Origin of the sequence: Sorangium sp. So ce426 (assembly GCF_051475585.1) — a bacterium.
GTDB lineage: Bacteria > Myxococcota_A > Polyangia > Polyangiales > Polyangiaceae > Sorangium > Sorangium cellulosum_B.
On sequence record NZ_CP150341.1, the window covers coordinates 9,325,657 to 9,338,705 of the forward strand.

General features: G+C 70.4%; 11 protein-coding genes. 9 read left to right on the top strand and 2 right to left on the bottom strand.

Features of this window, described 5'->3' with window-relative positions:
- Positions 1-262: 262 nt before the first annotated feature.
- From WMF44_RS34880 to WMF44_RS34915, 8 genes are all read left to right on the top strand, one after another.
- On the top strand, positions 263-1,123 hold the full coding sequence (locus tag WMF44_RS34880) for a response regulator (protein WP_437294362.1): 861 nt from the start codon (positions 263-265) through the stop codon (positions 1,121-1,123).
- A 139-nt stretch (positions 1,124-1,262) separates the two neighbouring features.
- Positions 1,263-1,958, top strand: a complete 696-nt coding sequence (locus WMF44_RS34885) for a succinate dehydrogenase cytochrome b subunit (protein WP_437294363.1) — start codon at positions 1,263-1,265, stop codon at positions 1,956-1,958.
- Between the two features lie 19 nt (positions 1,959-1,977).
- A complete protein-coding gene (locus tag WMF44_RS34890) occupies positions 1,978-3,891 on the top strand; it encodes a fumarate reductase/succinate dehydrogenase flavoprotein subunit (protein WP_437294364.1) in 1,914 nt (637 codons plus the stop codon).
- A complete protein-coding gene (locus WMF44_RS34895; RefSeq protein ID WP_437294365.1) occupies positions 3,891-4,664 on the top strand; it encodes a succinate dehydrogenase/fumarate reductase iron-sulfur subunit in 774 nt (257 codons plus the stop codon). The genes WMF44_RS34890 and WMF44_RS34895 overlap by 1 nt, the downstream gene beginning before the upstream one ends.
- Before the next feature lie 1,157 nt (positions 4,665-5,821).
- Positions 5,822-6,604, top strand: coding sequence for a DUF5995 family protein (locus WMF44_RS34900; RefSeq protein ID WP_437294366.1), 783 nt, complete (start codon positions 5,822-5,824; stop codon positions 6,602-6,604).
- A gap of 47 nt (positions 6,605-6,651) precedes the next feature.
- A complete protein-coding gene (gene msrP / locus WMF44_RS34905; protein ID WP_437294367.1) occupies positions 6,652-7,707 on the top strand; it encodes a protein-methionine-sulfoxide reductase catalytic subunit MsrP in 1,056 nt (351 codons plus the stop codon).
- A 2-nt stretch (positions 7,708-7,709) separates the two neighbouring features.
- Positions 7,710-8,369: a sulfite oxidase heme-binding subunit YedZ gene (locus WMF44_RS34910; RefSeq protein WP_437301650.1), complete on the top strand. Its 660-nt coding sequence runs from the start codon at positions 7,710-7,712 to the stop codon at positions 8,367-8,369.
- A gap of 217 nt (positions 8,370-8,586) precedes the next feature.
- Complete coding sequence (locus tag WMF44_RS34915; protein ID WP_437294368.1) at positions 8,587-9,369, top strand: hypothetical protein; 783 nt, start codon at positions 8,587-8,589, stop codon at positions 9,367-9,369.
- A gap of 33 nt (positions 9,370-9,402) precedes the next feature.
- Here WMF44_RS34915 and WMF44_RS34920 read toward each other — a convergent pair whose 3' ends face one another.
- Positions 9,403-9,993 carry a DUF420 domain-containing protein gene (locus tag WMF44_RS34920; RefSeq protein ID WP_012239178.1) on the bottom strand — a complete coding sequence of 197 codons (591 nt, stop codon included), beginning with the start codon at positions 9,991-9,993 and terminating at the stop codon, positions 9,403-9,405.
- A gap of 168 nt (positions 9,994-10,161) precedes the next feature.
- The gene (gene gor, locus WMF44_RS34925; protein ID WP_437294369.1) at positions 10,162-11,586 is read right to left on the bottom strand and encodes a glutathione-disulfide reductase; all 1,425 of its coding nucleotides are present in this window, start codon (positions 11,584-11,586) and stop codon (positions 10,162-10,164) included.
- Positions 11,587-11,709: 123 nt separating this feature from the next.
- On the opposite strand from gor, the gene WMF44_RS34930 reads away from it, so the two are divergent.
- Positions 11,710-12,744, top strand: coding sequence for a lysylphosphatidylglycerol synthase domain-containing protein (locus tag WMF44_RS34930; protein WP_437294370.1), 1,035 nt, complete (start codon positions 11,710-11,712; stop codon positions 12,742-12,744).
- Positions 12,745-13,049 lie beyond the last annotated feature (305 nt).

Below are 13,049 nucleotides of genomic sequence, written 5' to 3' on the forward strand. Positions count from 1 at the left end.
TACCGGAGCACATCTGCGCCGGGCGCGCGGCGTCGCGCCCTGTTAAAGGAGGAGAGCGGCAACGCCGCTTCGACTTCCGTTTCGCTGGAATACCGGTTCTATTGGACCGTAGGCGGACTTCGGACGGGTGGTAGAGGGCGGAGAGGGCTCCGCCGGGCGGAGCGGCTTCCACCACGACCGCCGCGGTCGCCGCGCGATCACGGCAGCGCCGGATGGCGAGGCGGCGCGGCGCACCCGTCGTAGACCAGAGGAGGAGGCATCAGTGAGCCAGGCCCGACCCCATGTGCTGGTGGTAGACGCCGAGAAGAGGGTCCTCGACAGGCTCGCGCTCGAGCTCGGCCAGGGCGGCTTCGACGTCACCTGCGCCGAGAGCGGGCTCGCGGCGCTCGAGCTCGTCAAGGCGCGCCGCTTCGACCTCGTGGTCGCCGATGTGGGGGCGCTCGGCATGGAGAGCCCCGGGACCATCGCCGCGCTCAAGGCGCTCGGCCCGGACCTCGAGATCATCGTCGGCGCCCCGTACTCGAGCGCGCAGGCCGCCGTGGAATGCATCGAGCGCGGCGCCTACGACATGCTGGAGAAGCCCTACGACATCGAGGACCTGAAGCGGATGCTCGAGGCGGCGATGCTGCGCACCCACCTCGACGCCGTGGCGGCCGTCCACCAGGCGAGCGCCGCCCTCGTCGCGTCCCTCTCGCGGGACGACTTCCCCGAGCGCGCCGTGGATCTCGCGGCGAAGGTCGTCTATACGACCGGCGCGGCGCTCTCGCTGGCGCTCGATCAAGGGGCCGCCATCTACCAGGCGGCCTCCGGCGCCGAGGTGTCCGCGGCGTTCATCGCTCGGCTCGCCGGGCGCATCGAGGGCGCGCTCGCGCCCGTCCGCCTGTCCGCGGACGACGCGCCCGATCTGCTCTGCACCGCAGAGGGCGATCGCTTCGGCGCCGCCATCGTCGCGCCGCTCCGCCTGGGCGAGAGCTCGTTTGGCGGCCTCGTCGTGCTCCGCGACGAGCGCCTGCCGGCGTTCACCAGCCAGGAGGAGCAGGCCATCGGCATCTTCGCGATTGAGCTCGCGCTCGCCTTTTACGGCCACAAGGTACGGCGCTCGCTCGGCCCCTGCGCCGCCTGACGCCCGCGCGGGCGCGCGGGATGGATGATGATGGGGCGAGCGCGCCGAGATCCGCGGCGAGCGCCCGCAAATTCTTCGGCGATCGAGCTCAAGATTCCCTCTGGCGAACGCGTTCGCACCCCACTAAAGGAGGGGAGCGATGAGCCCCACCGCTGCACCATCGACTCTCCCCGCCAGGGCCCAGCGCGCCGCGACCTTCTACCGGGACCTCGTCGGCAAGAAGATCGCGATGGCGCTGAGCGGCGTCATCTTCTTCGGCTTCGTGATCGGCCACATGACCGGCAACCTGCAGGTCTTCCTCGGCCGGGAGAAGATCAACGACTATGCCGCCTTCCTCCACGGGACGCCCTCCCTGCTCTGGGGGACGCGGATCGTCCTCCTCGCCTCCCTCATCGTCCACGTCTACACGGGCGTGACGCTCGCGCAGCACAGCCGCGCTGCCCGGCCGGTCCCCTACCAGGTGAAGGGGCAGCGGCGCCCGAACGTCGCCGCGCGGACGATGCTGCTGAGCGGCGGCGTGCTCGCCGCCTTCATCGTCTATCACCTGCTCCACCTGACGACGGGCACCGTGCACCCCGACTTCGTGCCGCTCGACGCCTACGACAACGTCGTGAAGGGCTTCGGCTCGGCGCCCGCGGCGATTGCCTACGTCGTGGCCATGGGCCTGCTCGCGCTGCACCTCTACCACGGCGCGTGGAGCATGTTCCAGTCGGTGGGCTTCAGCCATCCGCGCTACACGCCGGCGCTCAAGAAGCTCGCGGCCGCGTCGTCGATCCTGCTCTTCGTCGGCTTCTCATCCGTCCCGCTGGCCGTCCTGTTCGGCATCGTCCGCTGAGCCCGGAGCCTCCGTCATCATGCAGCTCAATGCGAAGATCCCCGAAGGTCCCATCGAGAAGAAGTGGGACCAGCACCGCTTCAACCTGAAGCTCGTCAACCCGGCGAACAAGCGGAAGTACACGGTCCTCGTCGTCGGCACCGGCCTCGCCGGGGGCGCGGCGAGCGCGACGCTGGCCGAGCTCGGCTACAACGTGAAGAGCTTCTGTTTCCAGGACTCTCCGCGCCGCGCCCACAGCATCGCCGCGCAGGGCGGCATCAACGCCGCGAAGAACTACCAGAACGACGGCGACAGCATCTACCGCCTCTTCTACGACACCGTGAAGGGCGGCGACTACCGCGCGCGCGAGGCCAACGTGTACCGGCTCGCGCAGATCAGCGTGAACATCATCGACCAGTGCGCCGCGCAGGGCGTGCCGTTCGCGCGCGAGTACGGCGGCGTGCTCGCGAACCGCTCCTTCGGCGGGGCGCAGGTGTCGCGCACGTTCTACGCGCGAGGCCAGACGGGGCAGCAGCTCCTCCTCGGCGCCTACCAGGCCCTCGAGCGGCAGATCGGCCTCGGCAAGGTGAAGATGTACCCGCGCACCGAGATGCTCGACCTCATCGTCATCGACGGCAAGGCGCGCGGCCTCATCACCCGCAACCTGATCACCGGCGCGCTCGAGACGCACCTCGGCGACGCGGTCGTCCTCGCGTCGGGCGGCTACGGCAACGTCTTCTTCCTCTCGACGAACGCGAAGGGGTCGAACACCACGGCCATCTGGCGGGCCCACAAGCGCGGCGCGCTCTTCGGCAACCCCTGCTTCACGCAGATCCACCCGACGTGCATCCCGGTCTCGGGCGACTACCAGTCGAAGCTCACGCTCATGAGCGAGTCGCTCCGCAACGACGGCCGCATCTGGGTGCCCGCGAACCCGGGCGACACGCGCCCGCCGGAGCAAATCCCCGACGGCGAGCGCGATTATTACCTCGAGCGCCGCTATCCTAGCTTCGGCAACCTCGTGCCGCGCGACGTCGCGTCGCGCGCGGCGAAGGCGGTATGCGACGAGGGCCGCGGCGTGGGGCCGACGCGGCTCGGCGTGTACCTCGACTTCTCGGACGCCATCCGGCGCCTCGGCAAGCCGGCCATCGCCGAGCGTTATGGCAACCTCTTCGACATGTACGAGCGCATCACGGGCGACGACCCGTACAGCGTCCCGATGCGCATCTACCCGGCCATCCACTACACGATGGGCGGGCTCTGGGTGGACTACAACCTGATGAGCACGATCCCCGGCCTGTACGTGCTCGGCGAGGCGAACTTCTCCGACCACGGCGCGAACCGGCTCGGGGCGAGCGCGCTGATGCAGGGCCTGGCGGACGGGTACTTCATCATCCCCTACACCATCGGTGATTACCTCGCGTCGACGAAGCTCGAGCGGATCGACGACCTCCACCCCGCCGTGAGGGACGCCGAGCGCGACGCGAGCGCGCGGCTGAACAAGCTGCTCGGCGCGAACGGCTCGCGCACGGCCGACTCGTTCCACCGCGAGGTCGGCAAGATCATGTGGGAGGCGTGCGGGATGGCGCGCAACGCGGCCGGGCTCAAGGGCGCGCTCGCGCGGATCCCGGAGCTCCGCGAGCAGTTCCACCGCGACGTCCGCGTCTCGGGGACGGGCACCGGCCTGAACCAGGAGCTCGAGAAGGCGGCGCGCGTCGCCGACTTCTTCGAGCTGGCGGAGCTCATGTGTCGTGACGCGCTCGACAGGGAGGAGTCGTGCGGCGGTCACTTCCGCGAAGAGCACCAGACGCCCGAGGGCGAGGCGAAGCGCGACGACGAGCGCTTCTCCTATGTCGCCGCCTGGGCATGGCGAGGTGAAGGTCAGGCCCAGGAGCTCCACAAGGAGCCGCTCCAGTTCAACGAGGTTCACCCCACGCAGCGGAGTTACAAATAATGCGCCTCACCCTCCATGTCTGGCGGCAGAAGGGCAAGTACGAAGCGGGCCGGTTCGTCACGTACGAGGTGCCCGACGTCAGCGAGCACATGTCCTTCCTCGAGATGCTCGACGTGCTCAATCAGCGGCTCATCCTCAAGGGTGAGGAGCCAATCGCGTTCGATCACGACTGTCGCGAGGGCATCTGCGGCATGTGCGGCTTCATGATCAACGGCCAGGCGCACGGCCCCCTCCGTGGGACGACGGTGTGTCAGCTGCACATGCGTCACTACAAGGACGGCGACGTGCTGTGGCTCGAGCCGTGGCGGGCGCAGGCGTTCCCGGTGGTAAGCGACCTCGCGGTGGACCGCAGCGCGTTCGACCGGATCATCGCGTCGGGCGGCTTCGTCTCGGTGTCGACGGGCAGCGCGCCGGACGCGAACGCGATCCCGGTGCCGAAGGTGGTCGCCGAGCGCGCCATGGACGCGGCGGCGTGCATCGGCTGCGGCGCCTGTGTCGCATCTTGTCCGAACGCGTCCGCCTCTCTCTTCACCGCGGCGAAGCTCACGCACCTGAACCTCCTGCCGCAGGGCCAGCCGGAGCGCGATCAGCGGAGCCTCAACATGGTCGCCCAGATGCGCGTCGAGGGCTTCGGTCACTGCACGAACGTCGGCGAGTGCGAGGCGGTCTGCCCGAAGGAGATCCCGCTCGACATGATCGCGCAGATGAACCGCGACTACCTGCGCGCGACGCTCGTCCACCGCGACGTGCAGGCCAAGGGCGGCACCGGCTGAGGCGCCGCACCGCCGGCCTCGCCCGAAGCCGGCGGCGCCTCCCCTCTCCTCGACAGCGAACGCTCTCCTCCCGCACGTCATGAACGGCGGCGCTCCGTCGCCGTCAACCCGCCGCCAAGGCGGGCACGCCCCGGATTGACCACCGGCTCGCCGCCCGATGCCCCGCGCCCAGGGGTGCGCCTGGGGTTCGCGGGGTCAGGCCGGCCCTTCGGCCCATCACCGCCCGTACGGCCAGCCCCCGGTGCCTGCAGGCGCAGGCTGCAGCGCCTCGGCGCGAGGCCCACCCGAACAGGGCCCCGCGGCATGACAGGCGAGCCCTGGTGCCGCGGGTGCGCCAGCACGATCCCGACGGCCGCCGCAGGTGTGGCACGAGACCGCCGTCATACCCCGTTTTCGTACAATTTTTCACCAAAAACACAAGATTTTGCAGGCCACCTGTGGAAAACAGACCGGGAATTTCCTGATCATCGACTCAGGCACTTCCTAAACAATCTTCACATCGCGCGCTCCAACCGTACAGTCAACGTGGGATAAGCACTCGGCATGTTTCGAGAACATCTCGTCGCGACTCGCGCCCATGCCAGTGGGGGCTTTTCGAGTGTGACGAGCCGTCGCTCCAGTAGCAGCGCAACCGCGAAGATGCCGTGGCGCTCTCCCGCGCCGCAATGAAACGTGTCAGGGTCAACAGGCACTTGTTCGAGGCCACGAGTTGGAATAACCTCGAAATTGTCCTGAACGGGATCAGACGTCATAAGACAATTGTGGTCACCCCACACCATGTCGTAGACTAGGTCGAACTTAGAGCGCCGCAGCGAGGGGGGGCATCCCGCGGCGAGCGCGTCGAGGATCGCATCGAGTATCGCTCTTCTGCGGAAGCCGGTTCGAGGGGAGGGCCGGCAGGAGGAGAAGCCAGAGGCAACGGCCGCGGCGACCTTTCTCCCGGCGGGTCAGGAGATCCGCTTTCCACATGGGAACGACGCGCACCGGGACCGCAAACCAGACCGACCGGGGCCGGGCAGATCGCCTGACGGCGCCCTGCTGCACCGTTCGTGCTGCGCGCCGCCGGCGCGCACCGGGGTCTGCGAGGCTGGTCGGATGCGGGAGTTCGAACATCAGACAGGTCTCTTGCACGAGCGAAGAAGTAGGAGGGGAACTTCATGAGGTGCTGCATCGACGGCCTTAATCTGCATCCGACGAGCGTCCACGATGCTGCCGTTGTTCTCGACACCGTGACGGATCGGCTCCTCGCCGCGGGGGATCGGCGAGCGGCCTTCACCGACGTCTACGGTATCGTCACGCGCGCGGTCGCGGCGCAGGTCGGGCGACGCGATGGCATGTTCCTCGAGCCGGCGTGGATCTCGCGCCTCGCGGGCCGGTTCTGCGAGCGGTACCTCGAGACGCTCGGCTGGTACGATCGGGGCGCGACGCAGGACTGCAGCGCCTGGCACATCGCGTACGCGAGCACGGCGTCGCGGTTCACGCCCCCCGTGCAGAACGCGCTGCTCGGCTTCAGCGCCCACATCAACTACGACCTGATCTTCGGGATCCACGCGACCATCGTCGAGTTCGGGCACGGCGCCGACCGGGCGATGCTCGCGCGGCTCAAGCACGATCACGATCAGATCAATTCGCTGCTCCGCGCCTCGGTCATCGAGGCGCTCGCGCGCCTCACCGCGCGGCATGGCTGCCCCCTCAGCGCGTTCTTCCTGGACACCGCGCCGGAGGTCGCGGTCTGGGTGTCGATGGAGATGCTCTCGCGGTGGCGCGAGCGGGTCTGGGACGACGTCCTGGCGCTGCTCGCCGCGCGCGGCGGGAGCGAGCGGGCGGCGCTCTCCCGCGGGATCGAGCGGCGCTCCACGCGCATCGCCCAGATGCTCGCGCTGCCCTCGCTCCACCAGGCGCCGCACACGGCGCTCCGCCTCCTGTCAAGGGCCGCGTGATCGCGGCCGACCGCAACCGGAGCCCCGCCCGATCGTAGAATGGGGGCATGAGCAAGCTGCCCAAGGAACCGCCCGCCGGCGAGATCACCCCTCCAGCGCTCTACCTGCGGCGGCGCGAGCTCCTCAAGAACGCGGCGCTCTTCGCCGGCACCGCGTCGGCCATCGGCGGCGGCCTCGTCTGGCTCACGGGCGGAGCGGCGCGCCTCTCGGCGGCCGGCGCCCCCGGCGGCGAGGCCACGCCGCTCGGCAGCGCGGCCACGCCGCTCGGCAGCGCGGCCGCGCTGCCGGGGCCGCCGGCCGCCGGCGCGTCGCCCTCCGGGACGGGCTCGAGAGACCCGTTCGTCACCGACGAAGCGCGGACCTCCTACGAGGACATCGTTTCGTACAACAATTTCTACGAGCTCGGCCTGAGCAAGTCGGAGCCGGCCCAGAACGCCGGCCGGCTCAGGCTCCGCCCCTGGTCCATCGCGTGCGAGGGAGAGGTGAAGAAGCCCGAGGTCATCGACCTCGACACCCTCCTCCGGTGGTTTCCTTTGGAGGAGCGCGTCTATCGAATGCGCTGCGTCGAGGCGTGGTCGATGGTGATCCCCTGGCTCGGGTTCCCGCTGGGCGCGCTGCTCAGGCGCCTCGATCCGACCTCTCGCGCCCGGTACGTCCAGTTCACCACGCTGCTCGATCGAGAGCAGCTGCCCGGCCAGCGGAGCGACGTGCTCGAGTGGCCTTACGTCGAGGGGCTCCGGATCGACGAGGCCATGCACCCTCTCACGATGCTGGCCGTGGGCCTCTACGGCAAATCGCTGCTCGGCCAGAACGGAGCGCCCATTCGCCTTGTGGTGCCGTGGAAGTACGGGTTCAAGGGGTGCAAATCGATCGTCAGCATCAAGCTCACCGAGCGGCAGCCGGCGACGAGCTGGAGCCGGGCCGCGCCGGACGAGTATGGGTTCTATGCGAACGTGAACCCCGCGGTGGATCACCCGCGCTGGAGCCAGGCGACGGAGCGGAGGATCGGTGAGCTGCGTCGCCGTCCCACGCTGCCATTCAACGGTTATGCGGAGGAGGTCGCCGGCCTCTACAGCGGGATGGACCTGCGGGAGAGCTTCTGATGATGCGCGCGCCAGCGAGGACGATGTCGCCGCCGCGCGCTGTCGGCGCCGGCGTGCCGTCTGGCCGGAAGCTCGGCTGGTTCCCGCCCGCTGTCGTCGCCGGCGGGCTGATCCCGCTGGTCGTGCTCGGCCTGCGCGCCGGGGCCGGGGCGCTCGGCCCGGACCCCGTCGCCGAGGCGCTGAACCAGCTCGGCCTGCTCGCGCTCGTGCTGCTCGTCGCCTCGCTGGCGGCGACGCCGCTCAAGCTCGTGTCGGGCTGGACCTTTCCGCTGCGTATCCGCAAGGCGCTCGGGCTGCTCGCGTTCTTCTACGCGTGCGCCCACTTCCTGACGTATGCGATCGTCGATCAGGGCCTCGACGTGCGCGCGATCGTCGAGGACATCACCGAGCGCCCCTTCCTCCTCGCCGGCTTCGTTGCGCTCCTCGTGCTCGTCCCGCTCGCGGCGACGTCGACCGCGCGCATGCTGAAGCGCCTCGGCGCCGCGCGCTGGAAGCGCCTGCACCGCCTCGCCTACGCCGCCGCCGTGCTCGGGATCGTGCACTTCTTCCTCCGCGTGAAGAAGGACACGACAGAGCCGATGATCTACGCGGCGCTGCTCGCGCTCCTCTTCGCCGTGCGCATCGTGAGCGCCGTCCGGCACAGACGCGCGGCGCCGCGCTGAGCGAGAGCGTCGCGCCGCCGCCGCGCGGCGAACCTGCCGCGCCGCGCCGCGCGTTCGGATACCATGGGGCGTCGAGAACCTCCTCCTCTGGCTCGGCCCCAACAACGCGGTCGGCTCGGCGATCCTCCTCAGCGTCGCGGCGACCGAGGACAGGCCCGAGCGGCGGCCGGCCTCGCTCAGCTTCGACGAGCGGACCCGGGCGCAGTGGAACCTCTGGATGCCCGACGACTTCGTCGCCGAGTACCGCGAGCTGCTCGACCGGGTCGACACCCTGATGCGGCGCAACGAGAGCCCGGGCTGGCGGGTGTTCGTGGCCAACGTGCCTCACGTGACGATCGTGCCGATCGCCACGGGCGTCGGCGACCCGCTGCCCGGGCTCCCGCGCTACTACCCCTATTACACCTATCCCCCGCTCGCTCGAGGCACCCGCCTGATCGAGGCGGGCGCGCCGCACCTCACCGCGGCGGACGCGCGGCGCATCGACGAGACGGTCGACGCCTGCAACGCGCAGCTCGTCCGGCTCATCGAGGAGAGGAACGCTCGCCACCGCGCGCCCCGGTATCACCTCGTCGACGTCTCCGGCGGCCTGGACCGGCTCGCGTACCGGCGCACCGGCGGCGAGCCGTCGTACGAGTTCCCCGCGTACTTCGCGGCCAACGTCGCGCCGCCGATGGACACCCGCTTCTACCACGTCGATCGCGCCGGGCGCCGCAAGGCCGGCGGCATCGTCAGCCTCGACGGCGTTCACCCGAGCGTCATCGGCCAGGGCCTCCTCGCCCACGAGTTCCTCAAGGTCATGAGGGAGGCCGGCGTCCCTGGCGCCGACCCGGACCGCCTGCCGTGGCCCAGGACCGTGGCGAGCGACACGCTCTACCAGGACCCGATCCCGCTGATGGAGGAGATCTACCAGTACGAGGAGCTCTCGTACGCCGTGCTCTCGGCCTACCGGTACGTCTTCGGAGGGTTCCAGGGGCGCCGCGGCAGCATCAAGGACTTCTAGAGCGCCCCTGGTACAAGCGCCGCAGCGCGGCGGTCACGGCACGGCTGGGGTGCTTCCGCGCAGCATGAAAAAGATGAGCACCCCGGTGACGGAGACGTAGAGCCAGAGGGGCAGCGTCACCCGAGCGACCTTGGCGTGCTTCGCGAAGTTCGCCTTGTAGGCGAAGTAGAACGACGTCAGCGCGAGCGGCACGATGCCCGCCGAGAGCACGATGTGCGAGATGAGGACGGCGAAGTAGACGGCGCGCAGCGGCCCGGTGCCCTGGTACTTCGTGTCGCCGTGGACGAAGTGGTAGGCGAGGTAGCCGACGAGGAACAGCGACGAGGCGGCGAACGCCGAGACCATCAGGTACTTGTGCACGACCATCGCGCGGCGCTTGATCGCGATCCAGCCCGCGACGAGGAGCGTGGCGGCCGTCGCGTTCAAGGCGGCGTTCAGCGGCGGCATGAAGCGGAGATCCGCGCCGCCCGCGCCCCGCCGGATGATGAGGATGTAGGCGAGGAACGCCAGCGCGGCCGCGGAGAGCACGGCATTGAAGGCGTAGAACGATCGGTCGCTGGTGCGGGCGAGCAGGCCGACCGGCTTCAAGTGGCTCGAGGCGTGGGACGACATCGCGCGGTCCATACCAGAGGAGCGCGCCGAGCGCGAACGCGAGCGAGCGAGCTCGGATCAGCGAATGGAAGCGGTCGGAAGCGGTCGGAAGCGGACGGAAGCGGACGGGGACGACCGCCAGCGCTCGCAGACGGACCGAAGCGGACGGGCGCGGACGGCGCCGCCCCGTGGGACCCCGGGCTACGCGGAGCTCGGCGCGATCCCCATCGGGGGGCTGCGATCCGCGTTCCGCAGCGGCTCGCGCATGGTCACGAACTCCTCGGCAGCGGTCGGGTGGACGCCGATCGTCGCGTCGAACTGCGCCTTGGTCGCGCCGCACTTCAGCGCGACGGCGAACCCCTGGACGATCTCGCCGGCGTCGGGCCCGACCATGTGGACGCCGAGCACCCGGTCGGTCGCGCGGTCGACGACGAGCTTCATCATCGTCTTCTCCTCGCGCCCGGAGAGGGTGTGCTTGAGCGCGCGGAAGGTCGAGAGGTAGATGGCGACGTCGTGGCGCTCTCGCGCCTGCGCCTCGGACAGGCCGACGGTGCCGACGCTCGGCTGGCTGAAGACGGCGGTCGGGATGCCGGCGTAGTCCACGCGCGCGCGCTCGCCGCGGAAGAGCGTCTTCACGAGCGCCATCGCCTCGGCGATGGCCACGGGCGTGAGCTGCACGCGCGCGATCACGTCGCCGAGCGCATAGATGGACGGGACCGACGTCTGGAACGCGTCGTCCACCACGACCGCGCCCTCCTCGTCGAGCTTCACCCCGACCTCCTCGAGGCCGAGCCCCTTGGTCTTCGGCAGGCGCCCCGTCGCGTACAGCACGCAGTCGGCCGAGAGCTCGGTGCCGTCGGCGAGCGTCGCGACGAGCGCGTCGCCCTGCCGCGCGAGGCTCTCGACGCTCGCGCCCAGGCGGAGGTCGAGCCCCTTCTTCTGGATCTCGGCGGCCAGGAACGCGCGGATGTCGTCGTCGAAGCCGCGCAGGAGGTGCAGGCCGCGGTGGATCAGCGACACCTTGGCCCCGAGGCCGTGCAGGATGCCGGCGAGCTCGACCGCGATGTAGCCGCCCCCGACGATGACCGCCCGCCGCGGCATCGCCTGGAAGTGGAACAGGTCGTCGGAGGTGACGGCGAGCTCGCGCCCGGGGAGATCGGGGATCCAGGGGTAGCTGCCGGTCGCGACGAGGATCCGCTCGGCGGTGATCCTGGCGCCGTCGATCTCGACGGCGTGGGGATCGACGACCCGGGCGTGCCCCCGCCGGACATCGGCGCCCGAGTTCTTCAGGAGCCGCTCGTAGACGCCGTTCAGGCGCTCGATCTCCTTGTCCTTGTTGCGGAGGAGCGTCGACCAGTCGAACGACGGGCCGGCGTGCCCGTTCCCGCTCGGGCCGTGGCCGGGCACCGTCCAGCCGTAGCCGGCGGCGTCCTCGAAGTCCTCGGCGTAGTGCGAGGCGTAGACGAGGAGCTTCTTCGGGATGCACCCCAGGTTGACGCAGGTGCCGCCGAGGTGGCGCGACTCGGCGACGGCGACCCGGGCGCCGTAGGAAGCGGCCATGCGGGCTGCGCGCACGCCGCCGGAGCCGGCGCCGATGACGAACAGATCGTAATCGTACTTGGACATGGCGGACGACTATGCCCCATGTGGGGCGCGGTCGCCGCGCGCCGTGCGGTCGCGCGCGACGGGCTCCGCTCCCTCCGGCTTCGGCTCGGCCACCGGCGCGGGGATTCTGCTACGGTCCCGCCGTTGCGCTCCTCGACCCACACGGGAACCTTCGCCGACGCTCCGTCACCACGCCCGCGCCCGCGCGACGGCGACCTGCAGGAGCGTCCCGCGCCGCGCCTCGCGGGGCGCGCGCGCCGCGCCCTGCCCTTCGCGCTGGCGGCAGCGCTCGTCGCGTTCGTCCTCGGCCGGCTCGACTTCGACGCCTTCCGCGCCGCCCTGTCGCGCGTCGATGCCCCGCTCTTCGTCGCCTTCGCCGCCCTCTTCGTCCTCGCGCTCCTCGGCGCCGACACGTTCGCGACCGTCCTCGTCTACCGCCGCCTGATCGCGCCCGTCGCCTTCCGCGATTTCCTCGTGCTCCGCGGCGCCTCCTACCTCCCGTCGCTGCTCAACCACCACGTGGGTCAGGCCTTCATCACGGTCTTCCTCGCGCGCGTGCACGCCGTGCCGCTCGCGCGCGTCGCCGGCGCGACGCTCGTCGTGTACGCGTCGTGGCTCGGCTGCCTGCTCCTCCTCGGCGCCGTCGCCGTGCCCGCGAACGGCGGGCCGCTCGCCGGGTCCGCCCTGCTCCTCGCGGCGGGCGCGCTCTACCTCGCGATCCTCGCGCTGCGCCCCGCCCGGCTCGCCCGCGCGAAGCTCCTCGCCCCGCTCTTCGAGGCGGGCGTGCGCGGCCACCTCGTCGCGCTCGCCGCGCGCATCCCGCATCTCCTCGTCCTGTTCGCCGGCACCTGGCTCCCCTTCTGGTTCTTCGACGTGCGCGTTCCCCTCGGAGCCGCCCTCACGTACATCCCGATCCTGATGGTGGCGGTGACGCTCCCCATCACGCCGCAAGGCTTCGGCACGCGCGACGTGCTCGCCGCCGCGCTCTTCGAGGGCTTCGCGGCCGGCGCGACGCGCGACGCACGCCTGGCCGCCATCGCCGCCTCGACGACGACGTGGGCCGTCGCGCTCACCCTCGTCGAGGCCGCGCTCGGCCTGGCCCTGCTCCGGGGCGTTTTGCCCCGTATGGAGGCAAAGCGCCCCGCGGACGCTCCCCCGCCCGGCCATGACGCGGCGTAACGCGGCTCGCCGTCACGTTATTACGAAATCTTGCAACCAGGCTACTCGCCAACGTCGATTGGCGCATCGTTTGCCATGGGGGCAGAGAGCGGCAGAGAGAGGCGGAAGAGCGGCCCGGCAGAGACCAAAGAGGCCCGGCAGAGACCCGGCAGAGACCCAGCAGAGACCCAGCAGAGACCAAAGAGGCCCTGCGGAGGCCGAAGAGAGAGAGGTCGGCCAAGAGCAGGTTCGGCGTGGCGAGTTTCGGGTTATAGTCTCCGGCCTCCGTTCGTTTCGTCCTTCTGGCCGCGTGCGACCCGGTGAAC

What these genes read in the sequence shown, in the direction of transcription:
- WMF44_RS34900 (WP_437294366.1), top strand. Translation starts at nt 5,822, where the DNA reads ATGAGGTGCTGCATCGACGGCCTTAATCTGCATCCGACGAGCGTCCAC.
- WMF44_RS34890 (WP_437294364.1), top strand. Translation starts at nt 1,978, where the DNA reads ATGCAGCTCAATGCGAAGATCCCCGAAGGTCCCATCGAGAAGAAGTGG.
- gor (WP_437294369.1), bottom strand. Translation starts at nt 11,586, where the DNA reads ATGTCCAAGTACGATTACGATCTGTTCGTCATCGGCGCCGGCTCCGGC.
- WMF44_RS34885 (WP_437294363.1), top strand. Translation starts at nt 1,263, where the DNA reads ATGAGCCCCACCGCTGCACCATCGACTCTCCCCGCCAGGGCCCAGCGC.
- WMF44_RS34920 (WP_012239178.1), bottom strand. Translation starts at nt 9,993, where the DNA reads ATGGACCGCGCGATGTCGTCCCACGCCTCGAGCCACTTGAAGCCGGTC.
- msrP (WP_437294367.1), top strand. Translation starts at nt 6,652, where the DNA reads ATGAGCAAGCTGCCCAAGGAACCGCCCGCCGGCGAGATCACCCCTCCA.
- WMF44_RS34910 (WP_437301650.1), top strand. Translation starts at nt 7,710, where the DNA reads ATGCGCGCGCCAGCGAGGACGATGTCGCCGCCGCGCGCTGTCGGCGCC.
- WMF44_RS34915 (WP_437294368.1), top strand. Translation starts at nt 8,587, where the DNA reads ATGCCCGACGACTTCGTCGCCGAGTACCGCGAGCTGCTCGACCGGGTC.
- WMF44_RS34895 (WP_437294365.1), top strand. Translation starts at nt 3,891, where the DNA reads ATGCGCCTCACCCTCCATGTCTGGCGGCAGAAGGGCAAGTACGAAGCG.